Below are 16,533 nucleotides of genomic sequence, written 5' to 3'. Positions count from 1 at the left end.
GACCCGCGCCCAGACGGTCGCAAGATCGCTGCTCGTATCAGCCACTGGTGCACGCTTTCTCGTTCCACCTGGGCGGGTGGCGGGGAAGACCGGGCGGGTCGCCGGAGGACGGAAGGGGTCAGAGAGTCTGCCAACGGTAGTCAGCGAGAGCGCCTGCGTTCAAGTTCTTGTCCACAGGGTGTGTACAAGCAGTGTCGCAGACCATCCGGACGGCCCGGTGCGGGACCGGCGGACCGGTGGCTGCCAAAGGCTGGTTTGACCCCTTGGCCCTCTTCCACGTACCGTAACGAGGTCGAGTTGTCGATGGCCGCTGCCGCATGCCCGCGGAATATCCGCACACCAAGGCGCGCAGCTACGGGCGTCGTGGATCACCGTACATAACGGTTTCGGGGATCGCGCGGACGCACGGTGACGGCCAGGCGACGCCCCGCCACCCTTCGATTCATCCTGGAGTCCCCCCGTGAGCAAGCGCACCTTCCAGCCGAACAACCGTCGTCGCGCCAAGACCCATGGCTTCCGTCTGCGGATGCGTACCCGTGCCGGCCGTTCGATCCTCGCGGCTCGCCGCGAAAAGGGTCGCGCTCGCCTGTCCGCCTGATCACACTCAGGTCATGACGTGCTGCCCTCCGAACATCGGCTGAGGCGGCGCCAGGACTTCGCGACCGCGACGCGGCGGGGCCGCCGCGCCGGACGCCCACTGTTGGTCGTGCACCTCAGCGAGAGCAGAGGTGCCACGGACAGCGGGGCGCACGGTGCGGTCGATCCTGTCGCGAACACGGAAATGACGTCACCAGACCCGCACGGCGCCGGGGAGGCACCCTCCCCGGCGCGTGCGGGTTTTGTCGTCAGCAAAGCCGTCGGACCAGCAGTGGTCCGCAACCGTGTAAAGCGTCGGCTTCGTCACCTGGTAGCCGCCCGTATCTCCAGTCTGCCCGCAGGTAGCCTGGTAGTGGTACGCGCGCTGCCCCCAGCCGGGGCGGCGGACTACGCGGACCTGGAACGCGATCTTGACTCCGCGTTGCGGAAGTTGACGGCGCCCCGTGGCAACCGGCCGCAGAGCACCGGTACCGCCTCCTCGCCGACGGGAGCAGGGCAGTGACGTACCTGCTGATGGTGATCACCGGCCTGGCTGCGCTCCTGGCAGGTAAGTACCTGCTGATGGGGCTCATCCGGGTCTACCAGTGGACGATCAGTCCGCTGCTGGGACCGGTTTGCCGTTACCACCCGTCCTGTTCCCGCTACGGGTTCGAGGCAATCAAGGTCCACGGCGCGGTCAAGGGCACCGTCCTCACCGCGTGGCGGATCCTGCGCTGCAATCCATGGAGCGCGGGTGGCTTTGACTACGTTCCCGCGCGCAAGCGCCCGGTCTGGCACCAGTGGGTGCGCAGGCTACTGTCCCGAGGCACCGAGGACCTGGGACCCCACAATTCGAGTCGCGCCGACGCGCCGGCTCCCTCGACCAACGTTCAAGGAGCATGACCGTGGGGTTTCTCGACTCCGTCCTAAGTCCGCTGTACACCGCTGTCTCGTGGATCGTGGTCCAGTTCCACGCGATGTACAGCCAGATCTTCGCGCCTGACAGTGGTTGGGCCTGGGGCCTGTCCATCGTCACGCTGACGGTGGTCATCCGGGCCTGCATGATCCCGTTGACGATCAAGCAGACCAAGTCGATGCGCGCGATGCAGGCCCTGCAGCCGCGGCTGAAGGCCATCCAGGAGCGCTACAAGGGCGACCGGCAGAAGCTCTCCGAAGAGACCATGAAGGTCTACAAGGAGGCCGGGGTCAACCCGGCCGGGAGCTGCCTGCCGCTGCTGATCCAGTCGCCGTTCTTCATGGCCCTGTACGGCGTGCTCCGCAAGGTGGCCGACAACCAGGCCGTCGGCGCGATCCACGGCTCGGTGCTGGCCAGCGCGCACGTGGCGCACATCTTCGGCGCGCTGCTGTCGGCGACCTTCGTCTCCTCGCACTCGAACACCAGCGTAAAGATCGTCACCGGCATCATGATCGCGGTCATGTGCTCGTCGCAGTTCCTGATGACGCGCATGATGATGACGAAGAACGTCGACCTCACGGTCAAGACGCCGTACATGCAGCAGCAGAAGATGATGATGTACGTGCTGCCGATCATCTACATCTTCTTCGGCATCAACATGCCGGTCGGTGTGCTGGTCTACATGGTCACCACCAACCTGTGGACCCTCGGCCAGCAGTTCGTGATCATCCACCAGAACCCGACCCCCGGTTCGGTCGCGCACAAGGCCCGCCTGGAGCGGCTGAAGTCCCAGGGCAAGCTCAACGCGGACGGCACCCCGGTCAAGGCCGGGCTCGCTTCGCTGGTGAAGGGCGGAGAGGCGGCTCCGGCCGAGGCGGTCGTCGAGGACACCGCTCCGGTCCGGCGGCAGCAGCCCAAGCGGCAGACCAAGTCCCAGCGCCAGAGCGGCGGCGGCCAGGCCGGAACGGCGCCCGCGGACGCCGTGGTGCGGGCCGCCGAGGAGACCCCGGACGTCTCCGACGCCGAGTCGGCCGCCAAGCCGCAGTCGAAGGCCAAGCCGCAGCAGTCCAAGCAGCAGCGGACCACGCCGCAGCAGGCCCGTGGCCGGGCGGTCACCCCCAGCACGGAGCCCGGCCAGAGCGGCCAGCCCAAGCGCGCCAACCAGCCGGGGAAGCGCAGCCCGCAGCCGGCAGGCCAGCGTCCCAAGAAGAAGTCCTAGTAGCGCCCACCGCGGACCTACCCGCAACGCTGCTGCTGTCCACCACACGAGTACCCAAGGAGGCCATCCGTGACGGAGGGCACCGTGACGCCGGTCGAGCAGGACCAGTCCGAGGGCGACCAGCTCGGCAACCTGGAGCAGGAAGGCGAGATCGCCGCGGACTACCTGGAGGCCCTGCTCGACATCGCCGACCTCGACGGTGACATCGACATGGACGTTGAGGGCGACCGCGCCTCGGTCTCCATCATCGGTGAGGGCCCGGCCGCCGATCGGTCGCTGCTGCGACTGGTCGGCCAGGACGGCGAGGTGCTGGAGGCCCTGCAGGAGCTGACCCGGCTGGCGGTGCACCGGGAGACGGGCGAGCGAAGCAGGCTCATGCTGGACATTGCCGGGTTCCGGGCGCGGAAGCGTGCGGAACTGGCGGAGCTGGGCGCCCAGGCCGCCCAGGAGGCCAAGGAGAGCGGTGCCCCGGTCAAGCTGCGGCCGATGACGCCCTTCGAGCGCAAGGTCGTCCATGACGCGGTCGCCGCCGCCGGTCTCCGGAGCGAGTCCGAGGGCGAAGAGCCACAGCGCTTCGTCGTCGTCCTGCCCTCGCTGGCCGGCTGACCCGGACGAGGAGGGGAACGGCGATGTCGGCAGTGCCGATGGAAGACGGGGACGCGGTGTCCGAGGAGCCCGGACAGGAACTCCCTGACGCCCCGGCGTCGGCCCGGGAGGTCTTCGACGGCAACTTCGACCAGGCCGTGCGCTATGCCGAGCTGCTGGCCGACGCCGGGGTCCGACGGGGACTGATCGGCCCCCGCGAAGTCCCACGGCTGTGGGAGCGGCACATCCTGAACTGCGCGGTGCTGGGCGAGCTGCTGGAGCCAGGGGTGTCGCTCTGCGACGTCGGCTCCGGCGCCGGCCTGCCCGGGATCCCGGTCGCCCTGGCCCGGCCGGACGTGCGGATCACCCTGCTGGAACCGCTGCTGCGCCGCACCACCTTCCTGGAGGAGGCGGTCCGTGAGCTCGGTCTGGAGAACGTGACCGTGGTGCGGGGTCGGGCCGAGGAGATGATCGGCAAGCTCTCGGTGGACGTGGTCACCGCGCGGGCGGTGGCTCCACTGGACCGGCTGGCCGGTTGGGGACTGCCGCTGCTGCGCCCTTACGGCGAGATGCTGGCCCTCAAGGGTGATCTGGCGGAGCAGGAGCTGGCGGACCACAAGGCGGCTCTGGTGAAGCTGGGTGCGCGCGAGTGGTCGGTGGGCATTGCCGGTAAGGGAGTGGTGGAGACCCCGACCCATGTGGTCCGGGTGCAGGTGGGCGAGAGCCCGGGCGGGGTGAAGGCGGCAGCCCGGCGGGCCAAGGCCGCCCGCGCAGACCGGTCGGCCGCCGGTGGTCGCGGCGCCCCCCGCCGTCGCCGCTGACGCTCTCCCACTGGGTTGACGCTGTCCCACTGAGGGGCCGGTGCTGTTTCACGTGAAACAGCACCGGCCCCTCAGTGCGTTCGGAGTGTCGTGCTGTTCGGAGTGTCGCGACCTGCTATTCCGACATAACGGGCATCGTGTTTCACGTGAAACGTCGCTCTCTTCTGCCGGGAATCCTCAGCCGGGCCCGTGAGGCCAGCCAGTTCGGTCGCCGTTCGGGTGAACATCTGTCCCCTGCGGGGGCAGATGGCTTGCCAGCGTCCCCGTTTGTCGGTGGGCTGCGCAATGATTCCAGCGACAGCCAGGCAGAAGAGGGGGGTGATCCCGTGCCGGGTAAGGCGCGTGCCCTGGGGATTCCGGTGGAGCCGGAGAGTGGGGCGGAAGCACGGTCATCTTTGGTGGATCCGTTGCCGGGACCCCGTAGTAGGCGTCCCGTTTCACGTGAAACACTGACGCCTATGCAGGACTTGGATTCCACCGCTCTCAGCGATGACACTCCCATTGGCCGTGCCGCCCAGGCTGCGGTGGAGGCGCTGGGTCGTGCCACCGAAGCGCTGCCGCGACCGACCCGAACCCGGGTGATGGTGGTGGCCAATCAGAAGGGCGGCGTCGGGAAGACCACCAGCACGGTCAACCTCGCCGCCTCCCTGGCGATGCAGGGTGCCCGGGTCCTGGTCGTCGACCTCGACCCGCAGGGCAATGCCTCCACCGCCCTGGGTATCGACCACCATGCCGAGGTCCCCTCTATCTACGACGTCCTGGTCGAGGGCAAGCCACTCGCCGATGTCGTACAGCCCGTGGTCGATGTCGAGGGACTGTTCTGCTGCCCGGCGACCATCGACCTGGCCGGCGCGGAGATCGAACTGGTCTCGCTGGTGGCTCGGGAGAGCCGCCTGCAACGGGCGATCGAGGCCTATGAACAGCCGCTGGACTACATCCTGATCGACTGCCCGCCCTCGCTCGGCCTGCTCACCGTGAACGCCATGGTCGCTGGGCGCGAGGTGTTGATCCCGATCCAGTGCGAGTACTACGCGCTGGAGGGGCTGGGCCAGTTGCTGCGGAACGTGGACCTGGTCCGGGCCCACCTGAACCCGCACCTGCATGTCTCGACGATCCTGCTGACCATGTACGACGCCCGGACCAGGCTGGCCTCGCAGGTCGCGGAGGAAGTACGCACCCACTTCGCGGAGGAGGTGCTGAAGACCAGCATCCCCCGTTCGGTGCGAGTCTCCGAGGCACCCAGCTACGGACAGACCGTCCTCACCTATGATCCGAGTTCGACCGGGGCGCTCTCCTACCTGGAGGCGGCCAAGGAGATCGCCCTCCGGGGTGCGGCGGCCGAGGCCCGGGCGGCGGACGTCCGGTTCACCGCCGATCCCGGCCACCCGGGGGTCTACCAGCAGCAGCCGCGTCGGATGGCCGAGCAGGGCCCGGCCCAGTCGGACTGGCCGCAGCAGGGCTCGTCCGCGCAGGACGCACAGCACAGCACGATGGAGGGGAACCGGTGAGCGATCGTCGCAGAGGTCTGGGCAGGGGGCTGGGAGCACTGATCCCGGCAGCGGCCGGACCGGAGACCAGGACGGCTATCCCCGGGGCCTCGGTGCCTCCGGTGGGCACGGAACGTGGAAGTGCCGCCGCCAAGGCCGCAGGCGCGGTGAGCACTCTGGAGCGCTCGGCGGAGACGGATGGCCATGTTTCACGTGAAACGGCGGCCGAGGCCCAGGGGCCGGAGCTGCGTGCGGTGGACGGCGCCTACTTCGCCGAGATCCCGTTGGACGCGATCAGGCAGAACCCGCGTCAGCCGCGTGACATCTTCGAAGAGGAGGCACTGAGCGAGCTGGTGCACTCCATCAAGGAGGTGGGGCTGCTTCAGCCGGTGGTGGTGCGGCAGGTCGCTCCGGACCGTTACGAGCTGATCATGGGCGAGCGCCGCTGGCGTGCCTGTCGGGAAGCCGGTCTGGAGGCCATCCCGGCGATCGTCCGGGCAACCGAGGACGAGAAGCTCCTCCTGGACGCGCTGCTGGAGAACCTGCACCGCTCTCAGCTGAACCCGCTGGAGGAGGCAGCCGCCTATGACCAGCTACTGCGGGACTTCTCCTGCAGCCATGACGAGCTGGCCGACCGGATCGGCCGTTCCCGGCCGCAGGTGACCAACACGCTGCGGTTGCTCAAGCTGCCGCCCTCGGTGCAGCGCCGGGTGGCGGCGAAGTCCATCTCGGCGGGCCATGCCAGGGCGCTGCTGGGGTTGGAGAGCCAGCAGGAACAGGAGCAGCTGGCGGACCGGATCAACGCCGAGGGGCTTTCGGTGCGGACGGTCGAGGAGATCGTCATGCTGGCGAAGGCGGAGCAGCCGAAGCCGAAGCCGCGTGGGCCGCGTGCCGGCCGGGTGCCCTCACCCGCTCTGGCGAGCTTGGCGAGCCGGCTCTCCGATCGCTTCGACACTCGGGTGAAGGTCGACCTCGGTGCGCATCGGGGCAAGATCGTGGTCGAGTTCGCGACGGTGGAGGATCTGAAGCGGATCCTTGACTCCTTCGCCCCGGGTGAGGGGCAGCGGCTGAAGGAGGGGCTGAACGGCGGTCCGGGCGAACCCGAGGCGTAGCCGTCGGCGCGGAATGTGTCGTGGGAAGGGCCCGTTGTTTCACGTGAAACGGCGGGCCCTTCGGCTTGGGGTGCTGGCGGTGTGTTTCCCCGCTTATCGTTGAACGAGGTTGGATTTTCCTGACCGCTGAGTTGTTCTGACCGCCGAGTTTTCCTGACCGCTGAGCCCAGAGGTGTAGGTGCATGGGACGCAGGCTCGTACCGCTGACGCTGGACAGTCTTTCCGACCTTCCGGTCACCTGCAGATCCTGCGTGTTCTGGGAGCTGGACCAGGTGAGCGGCGAAGCCGCGGTCAAGACGGGGCATCCGGAGCTGGAGAAGGAGTCCTGGATCTCCGCGGTGCTGCTGGAGTGGGGTTCCTGCGGGCGGATCGCCTATGTCGATGATGCTCCGGTGGGCTTTGTGCTCTACGCGCCGCCTGCCTATGTGCCCCGCTCGCTGTCCTTTCCCACCAGCCCGATCTCGCCGGATGCGGTGCAGTTGATGACCGCGCGGGTGCTGCCCGGTTATCAGGGGCAGGGGATCGGTCGGACGTTGGTTCAGGCGGTGGCCAAGGATCTGGTCCGGCGGGACTTCAAGGCGATCGAGGCCTTCGGTGATGCCCGCTGGAAGGAGCCCGGGTGCATCCTCCCGGCGGAGCATCTGCTGGCCGTCGGCTTCAAGACGGTCCGACCGCACCATCGCTATCCGCGGCTGCGGTTGGAGGTGCGGTCGGCGATCTCCTGGAAGGGCGAGGTCGAGGTGGCACTTGAGCGCCTGCTCGGTGCGGTCCAGAAGGAGCCTTCGCTACGGCCGCTGTAGCCGTAGTCGTGCGGTGCTGTGCGTGTTTCACGTGAAACACGCACAGCGTCAGGCCAGGGCGGGCAGGTGCAGTACGCCGGTCGGGGAGTCGTCCTCCGGCGGGAGGTAGAGACGTTGGACGGCGACGGCGATGGACTCGACGGCCTGGGCGCGGAGTTCGGCCGAGCCGATGCGGGCGGCGTCGCCGGGGTTGGTCAGATAGCCCAGCTCGATCCGCACCGCGGCCATCCGGGTGGAGCGCAGCAGCGTCCAGGTCCGGGCGTGGCTGCGGTTGTCGCCGAGGCCGCAGCGGGCCACCAGCTCCCGCTGGACCAGCCCGGCGAACTGCTTCCCGGCATGGGACCAGCGGCCCCGGGTCTCGTCGCCGTAGTAGTAGCTGGCGACACCGGAGGCGGCGGGGTTGCGGTGGCCCTCAAGGTGCAGCGAGATCAGCAGGTTGGCGTCGGTGCCGTTGGCGAACTCCGCGCGCTGGGTCTCGTCGCCACCGCCGTCGGCCTGCCGGGTGAGGTAGGTCCGGACGCCGAGGGCGGTCAGCCGTTCCTCAAGCCGGATGGCGATCTCCCAGACCACCGCGGCCTCGCTGAAGCCGTTGGCGAGCACACCGTGGTCGGCTCCCCCGTGCCCGGGGTCGATCACCACGGCCTTGCCGGTGAGTGCCGGGCCCGAACGCAGCAGCATCTCGGTCTCACGCATGACATGCGGGGCGCCGCCGACCACGGTTCTGGAGAGCCGCTCCAGCACGGTGAAGGTGGTGAGGCCGAGGGTGCCGTCGGGGTACAGGCCCATATTGCGCTGGAACTCGCTGAGGGCCTGGGCGGTGGCGGTGCCGTAGATGCCGTCCACCCGTCCCGGGGCGAAGCCCATGTTCAGCAGTCGCTGCTGAAGGTGGGCCACGTCGTCGCCGATCTGCAGGCTGCCCGGGGTGTGCCCGAGAACACGGTCACCGAGCCGCCAGCGGGCCTCGTTGAGGTGCCGGTAGGTCTCCAGGCCGACGACGCCGTTCGCGGTCAGTCCGCGCTGCTGCTGGAAGAAGCGCACCGCCGCGTCGACCTCCCGGTCGAACAGGTCGCTGGAGGTGCTGGTGCTGAGCAGGCCCAGCATGGTGAGCATGGAACGAATCTCGGCTACGTCGGGCCCGGTGTCGCCGAGCTGCCGGCGGTACGTCTGGGGTAGGTGCTGGGTCATGGTGCGAGGGTCCCCTCCTCTGCATCGGATCTGCTGATCGTACGCGCCGTTCCACGTGGAACATGGAAACGCCGGGGCGGCCACCCATGGGTGGCCGCCCCGGCGTTGGGCGTTCGCGGACTAGCCGATGAACGGCGCCAGGTCACGCAGCAGAGCGCTCTTGGGCTTGGCGCCCACGATCGTCTTCACGATCTCGCCGTTCTGGTAGACGTGCATGGTCGGGATCGACAGCACGCCGTAGGTGGCGGGGGTGTTGGGGTTGTTGTCGATGTCGAGCTTGGCGACGGTGAGCTTGTCGCCGTACTCGGCGGCGATCTCCTCCAGCGCGGGGGCGACCTGACGGCACGGGCCGCACCAGGTGGCCCAGAAGTCGACGAGCACGGGCTTGTCGCTCTTGAGTACGTCGGCTGCGAAGGTGTCGTCAGTCACGGTGATGGTGGCGCCGGCCACGGGGACTCCTCGGGTGTGCGGGGGGCTGGGACGGATGGTGGTTGGTGGGTCAGACGGCCGCGGCGGTGGCCTCGACGTGGGCGAGCGCAGCGAGGTAGCGCTCGGCGTCGAGGGCGGCGGCACAGCCGGTTCCGGCGGCGGTGATGGCCTGGCGGTAGGTGTGGTCGACCACGTCGCCCGCACCGAAGACGCCGGAGAGGTTGGTCCGGGTGGAGGGCGCGTCGACGCGGAGGTAGCCCTCGTCGTCGAGCTCCAGCTGGCCCTTGAAGAGCTCCGTACGCGGGTCGTGGCCCACGGCGATGAACAGGCCGGTGACGGGCAGCTCGCGGAGCTCGCCGGTGACGGTGTCGCGCAGGGTCAGCCCGTTGAGCTTGGTGTCACCGTGGATCTCGGCCACCTCGCTGTTCCAGGCGAAGCTGATCTTCGGGTCGGCGATGGCGCGGTCCTGCATGGTCTTGCTGGCGCGCAGGCTGTCGCGGCGGTGCACGACCGTCACCGACTTGGCGAAGCGGGACAGGAAGGTGGCCTCCTCCATCGCGGTGTCGCCGCCGCCGACCACGACGATGTCCTGGTCGCGGAAGAAGAAGCCGTCACAGGTGGCGCACCAGGAGACACCGCGCCCGGAGAGCTCGTCCTCACGCGGCAGACCCAGCTTGCGGTGCTGCGATCCGGTGGTGACGATCACTGCCTTGGCCCGGTGGATGTTGCCCTCGGAGTCGGTGACGGTCTTGATCTCGCCGGTGAGGTCGACCGCGACCACGTCGTCCGGGATCAGCTCGGCGCCGAAGCGCTCCGCCTGGCCGCGCATGTTGTCCATGAGCTCGGGGCCCATGATGCCTTCCTGGAACCCGGGGAAGTTCTCCACCTCCGTGGTGTTCATCAGCGCACCGCCGGCGGTCACCGCGCCCTCGAACACCAGAGGGCTCAGCGAAGCACGTGCCGTGTAGAGCGCGGCTGTGTACCCGGCCGGGCCGGAGCCGATGATGATCACGTTACGGACGTCGCTCACTGCATCTCCTGATTCGCTTCGCAAGCCTTGGGCCGACGAGGGGGTCGGCATCGCTGCCTGTGCCCTCTCAACGGTTGACCAGTGTCCCGCATTCCCAGCCGTTCAGGGACGCGGCACGGTGCGGGACAGCAACAGCGGAGTGCTGTGACCCGGTGCGGCGACACAGGAGGCGCTCACCAGGAAGGCACTGACCGCGTGCGCGGGGTCGGCGGTGTCCGGGTACACCAGGGCGTAGACCTCGGCGCCCTGGTAGCTGCCCAGGGAGACGGTGAGCGGCTGCTGGCCGGGACGGTCCACGGCGGCCAGGACACAACCGGGAGTGGTGAGTGCGGACCGTCCCGCGGGCGACCTGGTGGAGACCGCGTTCGGCTGCTGGCCACTGCCCTGCTGCTGCCCACTGCCCTGCTGCTGTCCGCTGCCCTGGGCGGGCGGGGCCGACAGCAGCTGTTGGATCTGCTGGGTGAATCCAGCCTCGGAGAAGGCAGTGAGGTGAGTGCCTCCCACTTGGGCGGTACCGGACCTGCTGGCGGCTGTGCTCTCGCCGGCGCTGGTACCGCCACCGCTCTGGGAGTTGACCACGGCAGTGATGATCAGCCCACAGGCGGCGAAGGCGGCCACCCCGAGCGCGGCGCGGCGCAGGACCCGGCCCCGCTGTCGGCCTGGACCGCGCCCGGCGGGGCGGGACGGGCCCGCTGCCGCCCCTGGAGGCGGGGATGGCGCCATGGTCCGGCGGGGTGCCTCCACGGCCTTCTGCGCGGATTCTGCGGCCTCGGCGGGTTCTGCGGCTTCGGCGGCGAGGGCAGCGTCGATCCGCAGCGCGATGTCCTCGGGGATCGAGGGAAGCTCGGTCTGACCCAGCAGGGCGCGGATCTCATTGAGGGCGTCGCGGGACTCCCGGCACTCCGCACAGCCGGTCAGGTGCGCGGTGAGCTCGGCTGTGGCCTGCGGCTCAAGCAGGTCCTCAAGGTAGTCCGAGATGGCCTCGATGTCTGGGTGCCCGGAGGAGTCCAGGTTGAGGTGTGACGCTGCTGCTGTCATGGCGCTGCTTCACCTCCTGCGCGGGAGTCCTTGACGGGTGGGGCGGCCAGTAGTGGGACGGAAGCGCCGCCCTCTGGGTTCCTTGGCGGCGGTGGTGCGCCGCTGCCGGACACCGGTGTTTCACGTGAAACCGCGGTTGTCCGTGCCGCGGTCGCTTCGGGCGATGCCGTTGTTTCACGTGAAACGGCGGCACTGCGGAGATGCGCTATCCGCGGCAGCAGCCGGGCGCGGCCACGAGCGCACCTGCTCTTCACGGTGCCGGTGGGCACCCCCAGGATCGCCGCCGCTTCGGCGACGGGATAGCCGTGCATGTCCACCAGGACCAGTGCGGCACGCTGCTCCTGGGGCAGCGCGGCCAGTGCGGTGGCGAGCTCCTTGCGCAGTTCGCCGCGTTCCACCGGGGCGTCCGCGCCTTCGCCGTGCCCGAGGAGGGCCTCCACCGCGGGCTGTTCGTCGAGTGGCCGGGTGGGGTGGCTGGCCGCCCGACGGGCCCGGTCGAGGCAGGCGTTGACCACGATCCGGTGCAGCCAGGTGGTGACGGCGGACCGTCCCTGGAAGGTGTGGGCCCCCCGGAACGCCGAGACGAGCGCGTCCTGCAGGGCGTCCGCGGCCTCCTCGCGGTCCCCCAGGGTGCGCAGCGCCACCGCCCACAGCCGGTCCCGGTGGCGGGCGACCAGGACGCCGAAGGCCTCGTGATCGCCCGCCACATGGCGGGCCAGTAGCTCGCTGTCGCTGTCGGCGGGTCTGTCCTGACCCTCACCGCCCGCTGTTCCTTGCACCGCTCCCCCTAGGGCAACCGCTCGTCAGCTGAAGACCTGGATCTCGGAGATGCCGCCGTAGTAGCCGTTGGTCGCGTCCGGGTCCGGCGCCAGCTGGGTGATGTGCACCAGCACGTACCGGGTGCGCACCGGGTGGGCCAGCGGCGCGCTGTCCACCGTGGTCGAGGTCGGGGTGGACGAGTCGCTGATGCGCTGGGTGTAGCCGCTGTAGTCGGTCGGCGGGGCGGTCGTGTCGCCGGCCGGGGCGGCGACGACCTCCATGGTCTGTCCGGTGAACGGCAGGGTGACGTCCACACTGCTGACGTCCTGCACACTGCCGAGGTCGACCACGATGCCGCTGCCCTCGGCGCGCTGGGGCAGGTTGCCGAAGTTGGGGTAGTTGAAGAAGGGGGTGGTGATCCAGGCCGTACTGGGCTTGCCGTCGGTGGCGAGCGGGGCCTCGTCGCCCGCTATCGTCGTCTGGTCCAGCGGCGAGAACTCCGAGGTCTGGAAGATCTTCACGGTGTGCGGGGTGACGTGCGGGGTGGGCTTGGACTGGACACCGGCGGCCGAGGGCATCCGGGTGACACCGGTGTTGGGGTCGGACTTGTCCAGCAGCGCCTCGGCGGTGGCCCAACTGCCCAGGCCCACGGCGGCCATCAGCAGCAGCGAGATCGACCAGCGGAGCGCCCGGTTGCTGCGGCGGGGCGGCACCGGCGGGAGCGGTGCGGGCTGGGTGGCGGCCGCGGGCAGGGGGACGGTGCTCTGCGGGTCCGGACGCTGTGGTCGGGGCTGCCGGGGGTAGTCGGGGATGACCAGCGGCTCCGGGGCGGGCTGCTTGACCTTCGGCATCAGCGAGATGGCCTTGGCCACGGCGTCCGGCGAGGTCAACTGCTCCAGGTGGCGGCCCGGTTCAGGGCACAGCATCTGGGCGCACAGGTCCGACAGGCCCCGGTGGACGCCCGCCCTGACCTGTTCCGGGGCTACCATGCCAAGGAACTTGGGCATGCCCTGGAGGTCGTAGCGGTCCTCCGGGTAGGGCCAACGATGCGTCAGCGCGGAGAACAGCAGGGCCCCGATGGCCTGGGTGTCCTGGAGTTCGGCCTCGGCCCGGTCCTCTGGGTGCAGGCCGTACAGCGCCGCGTCGGTGGCGATGCCGTTGATCCGGTACTGCCCGGAGTCGCTGCGCAGCACGCAGTCCGGGGTCAGCCGCAGGTGGGACTGACCGCGCCGGTGGGCCGAGGCCAGCGCGTCGGTGACCTGACGCACCAACTGGTAGGCCTCGTAGGGCTCCAACGGCCCGTCGGCGAGCAGGGTGGTCAACGCGGTGGCGTCGGGAAGCCACTCACGGATGATGTAGACCAACTCGCCGTCCTCGACAGCGTCCAGCACCTGCACGAAACGCGGGTCGCCGAGGAGCGCGGCCTGCCGGGCCGCCTCCACCGCGTCCTTGGCACGCTGGTGGCCCGACGCCAGCAGGTGGATCCCGACCGCGCGGCGCAGCTTCTCGTCCATGGCGCGCCAGCTGGAGAAGACCTCGGCCTCGGCGACGCACTCCTCAAGGCGGTAGCGGTTGGCGATCCGGTCACCGCTGTGGCGCACGGGAGCCGGGAGCAGCGGCGGCACGGCGGGGGCGGAGTCGGCGTCCGCAGGGGCGGTGGGTTCCTCGGCGGCGGGCTCCGGTTCGGGCTCGACCGTCGGCTCGGCGTCGGTTTCCGGCTCTGCCTCGGACTCCGGGGCGGCCTCTGTCACGGCCTCGGGCTCGGCGTCCACCTCGGCTTCGGGCTCCGCCTCGGGCTCCGGCGCGGATTCCGGTTCGGCGGGAGGCTCGGCCTGGGGCTCGGCTTCGGTGAGCGTTTCTGACGCCGAGTCATCATCGGTGGCGTGCGTCAGCTCGACTTCGTCTGTGGCGACGGTGTCGTCGATGCTCCCTGCGCTGGTCTCCACGGGAGCTCCGCTGCGATCAGCCACCTTCGTCCTTCCTCCCCTTGGAACGTCCCTCCAGCCGAGGGCATGCGGTCAATTGTGCCAACCCTCGCCCCGGGACTACGACTCGCGATCCCCCTCTCGGGTTGCCCCTGGAAGGGGAGGCATCGGGTCCCGGGTTCCGTCAACGGCCGATCTTGCGGCGGACCATGCCGATCAGCGAGTCCATCTCTTCGATGTGCATCCTCTTGGTGATCACCACGAAGAGTCCGAGCTGTAGCACCAGGCCCACGATCAGGGCGGCGATCTCACAGAAGAAGCTGCTGCCGCCGATCGAGGTGATGGCGAAGGAACTGAGGAAACCGGCCAGGGCCGGGATGATGCTGGCACCGATCAGGCGGCTGTAGGTGTGCTTGATCCGCTTGCCGTCCAGGTCGCCGATGCGGCGGCGCAGCCGGGGCAGCGCGACCATCAGCCCGATCAGGTAGGACAGGCCGTAGGCGAAGGCCATCCCGGTGACCGCCCAGCGTGCGGGGAGCACCAGGTAGCAGAGGCCGGAGAGCGCGGCCTGGCTGGCGGCCACCCACACCGTGTTGTAGAAGGGCGAGCGGGTGTCCTCGTAGGCGTAGAAGCCGCGCAGCAGCACGTACTGGGCGGAGTAGGGGATCAGGCCCAGCGCGAACGCGGACAGCATCCAGCCGACCGAGGTGCCCTGTCCCGAGCCGCCGAAGCCGTACAGCACGGAGCCGATGACCGGTCCGAGGGCGAGGAAGATGAACGCGGCGGGCACGATCGCCACCGCCGAGGTCCGCAGCCCGTAGGAGAGGTCGTCGCGGACCGAGCGGGCGTCCCCGTCGGCTGCCGAGCGGGAGATCCGCGGCAGCACGGCGCTCATCACCGAGACCGTGATCACGGCCTGCGGCAGCTGCCAGATCAGCAGGGCGTTGGAGTAGGCCGACAGCCCGGCGCCGTTCCGGCCCGAGGCGTTTCCGGCGGCGGTGGCCAGCTGGGTGACGACCAGGTATCCGGCCTGGTTGGCGAGCACGAACAGGAAGGTCCAGCGCGCCAGCTTGGCGGCGTGTCCGAGGCCGTGGCCGCGCCAGTCGAAGCGGGGGCGGAACTTGAAGCCGGCCGCGCGCAGGTACGGGATCATCGACAGGGCCTGGACGGTGAGCCCGAGCAGGGTGCCGATGCCCAGCAGGTGCACGCCCTGGGAGGAGATCGTCTCCGGGGTGACCTGGGTGTGGTTGAAGGGGCCGTAGACCCAGGCGTACATGCCGAAGGTGAAGATGACGACGATGTTGTTGAGGACCGGGGTCCACATCATCGCGCCGAACTTGCCCCGGGCGTTCAGCACCTGGCCCATGACCACGTGGACGCCCATGAAGAAGATCGTGGGCAGGCAGTAGCGGGCCAGTGACACGGTGACGTCGGCGCTCTGCGGATTCCGCATGATCGAGTCGGAGACCAGTCGCACCAGCAGTGGCGCGGCCAGGACCGCGACAAAGACCACACCACCGAGCCCCACCACGACCAGGGTGAGCAGGCGGCTCGCGTAGGCCTCGCCGCCGTCCTCGTCGTTCTTCATGCTGCGGACCAGCTGGGGGACGAAGACCGCGTTGAGCGCGCCGCCGCCGACGAGGATGTAGAGCAGGGTCGGCAGCGTGTTGGCGACGTTGTAGGCGTCGCCCATGGCACCGACACCGATGGCGAAGGTGATCACCATCGTGCGGACGAATCCGGTTCCACGTGAAACAAGGGTGCCGGCCGCCATGATCGCGCTGGAGCTCAGCAGGCTGCTGGCCTTGTTCCCGCTCTGCGACTCGCCGTCGGCGCCCTTCGAGTCGCCCGAGCCCCGGCCCGCCAGGAGCTTCGGGTCGACCTTGAACAGTGCCATGGTGCTGGTGAACTCCATCGCGGAGTCCACCGACTCGCCGTATCCGGCCGGCGGGTAGTACTGGCCGCCGTCCCGGAACAGGAAGGCGTAGGGGTCCTCGTCCTCGGCGGGCGGCGCCGGTTCCCGGCTGGCCCGGCTGACCAGTTCGTCGACGCCGATGTACTCGGTGGGCGCGCCCGGGTTGTAGACCGAGCCGTCGCCCTGCACCGTCGGGTAGGGCTGCCCGGTGTACTGCTGGCCGCCGTACTGCTGGGTCTGGTCGTACGGCTGCTGCTGGTCGTAGGGCTGCTGCTGGTACCCGGCCTGCCCGTACTGCGGCGGCTGGACCTGCTGCGGTTGCGGCTGGACGTACTGCTGCTGCGGTTGCGGTGGCTGGACCTGCTGCTGGGCGTACGGCTGGCCGCCGTACTGCGGGGGCTGCGGGGGCTGCTGCTGGACCGGCTGCGGCTGCGGATGGCCGTTCTGCTGGTAGCCGGCGGGCGCGGCCGGAGCGGCCGGTGCCGGACCGAAGCCCTGCGGCTGCCCGTAGGCCGCCGGGTCGTACCCTTGCGGGTCGTACCCCTGCTGCCCGTAGGGTGTCTGCCCATAGCCCTGCTGCTGCCCGTAGGCGGCCTGGCCGTACCCCTCCGGGCTGTACTGCTGCTGGTTGTAGACGTCGTGACCGTACGGGTCCTGCGCGTAGGGGTCGCGCGCGTAGGTCTCGTCCAGGTACGGGTCCGTGCCGCCCTCCGGTCCTGGTTGTGCCGGAGGCATG

Annotated in this window: 16 protein-coding genes; 9 read left to right on the top strand and 7 right to left on the bottom strand. The window is 69.6% G+C overall.

The genetic code is table 11. The annotated features are described in order from the left end of the window. Window positions 1-460: 460 nt before the first annotated feature. The 9 genes from rpmH (at window position 461) to GXP74_RS39865 (ending at window position 7,516) form a co-directional block, all read left to right on the top strand. Entirely contained in the window at window positions 461-598 is a 138-nt protein-coding gene (gene rpmH, locus GXP74_RS39905) for a 50S ribosomal protein L34 (protein WP_182456056.1), read from the top strand. Window positions 599-616: 18 nt separating this feature from the next. Then, the gene (gene rnpA / locus GXP74_RS39900) at window positions 617-1,099 is read left to right on the top strand and encodes a ribonuclease P protein component (RefSeq protein WP_182456055.1); all 483 of its coding nucleotides are present in this window, start codon (window positions 617-619) and stop codon (window positions 1,097-1,099) included. An 11-nt stretch (window positions 1,100-1,110) separates the two neighbouring features. Further along, complete coding sequence (gene yidD, locus GXP74_RS39895; RefSeq protein ID WP_182456964.1) at window positions 1,111-1,479, top strand: membrane protein insertion efficiency factor YidD; 369 nt, start codon at window positions 1,111-1,113, stop codon at window positions 1,477-1,479. Next, entirely contained in the window at window positions 1,476-2,711 is a 1,236-nt protein-coding gene (yidC, locus tag GXP74_RS39890; RefSeq protein WP_182456054.1) for a membrane protein insertase YidC, read from the top strand. Before yidD ends, yidC begins: the two co-directional genes overlap by 4 nt. 69 nt (window positions 2,712-2,780) lie before the next feature. Further along, window positions 2,781-3,317, top strand: a complete 537-nt coding sequence (locus tag GXP74_RS39885; RefSeq protein ID WP_182456053.1) for a R3H domain-containing nucleic acid-binding protein — start codon at window positions 2,781-2,783, stop codon at window positions 3,315-3,317. 23 nt (window positions 3,318-3,340) lie between these two features. Further along, window positions 3,341-4,117, top strand: coding sequence for a 16S rRNA (guanine(527)-N(7))-methyltransferase RsmG (rsmG, locus tag GXP74_RS39880; RefSeq protein WP_225448529.1), 777 nt, complete (start codon window positions 3,341-3,343; stop codon window positions 4,115-4,117). 458 nt (window positions 4,118-4,575) lie between these two features. Continuing rightward, entirely contained in the window at window positions 4,576-5,625 is a 1,050-nt protein-coding gene (locus tag GXP74_RS39875) for a ParA family protein (protein ID WP_182456052.1), read from the top strand. Further along, window positions 5,622-6,716 (top strand): ParB/RepB/Spo0J family partition protein, encoded by a 1,095-nt coding sequence (locus GXP74_RS39870; protein WP_182456051.1) that lies wholly within the window; start codon window positions 5,622-5,624, stop codon window positions 6,714-6,716. Before GXP74_RS39875 ends, GXP74_RS39870 begins: the two co-directional genes overlap by 4 nt. A 182-nt stretch (window positions 6,717-6,898) precedes the next feature. Further along, window positions 6,899-7,516, top strand: coding sequence for a GNAT family N-acetyltransferase (locus tag GXP74_RS39865; RefSeq protein ID WP_182456050.1), 618 nt, complete (start codon window positions 6,899-6,901; stop codon window positions 7,514-7,516). A gap of 48 nt (window positions 7,517-7,564) precedes the next feature. Here the strand turns inward: GXP74_RS39865 and GXP74_RS39860 are convergent, their stop codons facing one another. The 7 genes from GXP74_RS39860 to murJ form a co-directional block, all read right to left on the bottom strand. After that, window positions 7,565-8,701, bottom strand: a complete 1,137-nt coding sequence (locus GXP74_RS39860) for an N-acetylmuramoyl-L-alanine amidase (protein ID WP_182456049.1) — start codon at window positions 8,699-8,701, stop codon at window positions 7,565-7,567. A gap of 120 nt (window positions 8,702-8,821) precedes the next feature. Then, window positions 8,822-9,151, bottom strand: a complete 330-nt coding sequence (gene trxA, locus GXP74_RS39855) for a thioredoxin (RefSeq protein WP_182456048.1) — start codon at window positions 9,149-9,151, stop codon at window positions 8,822-8,824. Between the two features lie 49 nt (window positions 9,152-9,200). After that, on the bottom strand, window positions 9,201-10,160 hold the full coding sequence (gene trxB, locus GXP74_RS39850) for a thioredoxin-disulfide reductase (RefSeq protein ID WP_182456046.1): 960 nt from the start codon (window positions 10,158-10,160) through the stop codon (window positions 9,201-9,203). 102 nt (window positions 10,161-10,262) lie between these two features. Further along, window positions 10,263-11,198, bottom strand: a complete 936-nt coding sequence (locus GXP74_RS39845) for a zf-HC2 domain-containing protein (protein ID WP_182456045.1) — start codon at window positions 11,196-11,198, stop codon at window positions 10,263-10,265. Next, the gene (gene sigM, locus GXP74_RS39840; protein WP_182456043.1) at window positions 11,195-11,977 is read right to left on the bottom strand and encodes an RNA polymerase sigma factor SigM; all 783 of its coding nucleotides are present in this window, start codon (window positions 11,975-11,977) and stop codon (window positions 11,195-11,197) included. Before sigM ends, GXP74_RS39845 begins: the two co-directional genes overlap by 4 nt. 24 nt (window positions 11,978-12,001) lie before the next feature. Beyond that, entirely contained in the window at window positions 12,002-13,903 is a 1,902-nt protein-coding gene (locus GXP74_RS39835) for a protein kinase family protein (RefSeq protein WP_182456041.1), read from the bottom strand. 163 nt (window positions 13,904-14,066) lie between these two features. Further along, window positions 14,067-16,532 (bottom strand): murein biosynthesis integral membrane protein MurJ, encoded by a 2,466-nt coding sequence (murJ, locus tag GXP74_RS39830; protein ID WP_182456039.1) that lies wholly within the window; start codon window positions 16,530-16,532, stop codon window positions 14,067-14,069. Window position 16,533 lies beyond the last annotated feature (1 nt).

The organism is Streptacidiphilus sp. P02-A3a (assembly GCF_014084105.1).
Lineage (GTDB): Bacteria > Actinomycetota > Actinomycetes > Streptomycetales > Streptomycetaceae > Streptacidiphilus.
The sequence above is the reverse complement of the archived record's forward strand: the minus strand, read 5'-3'. Positions and strand labels throughout refer to the sequence as shown.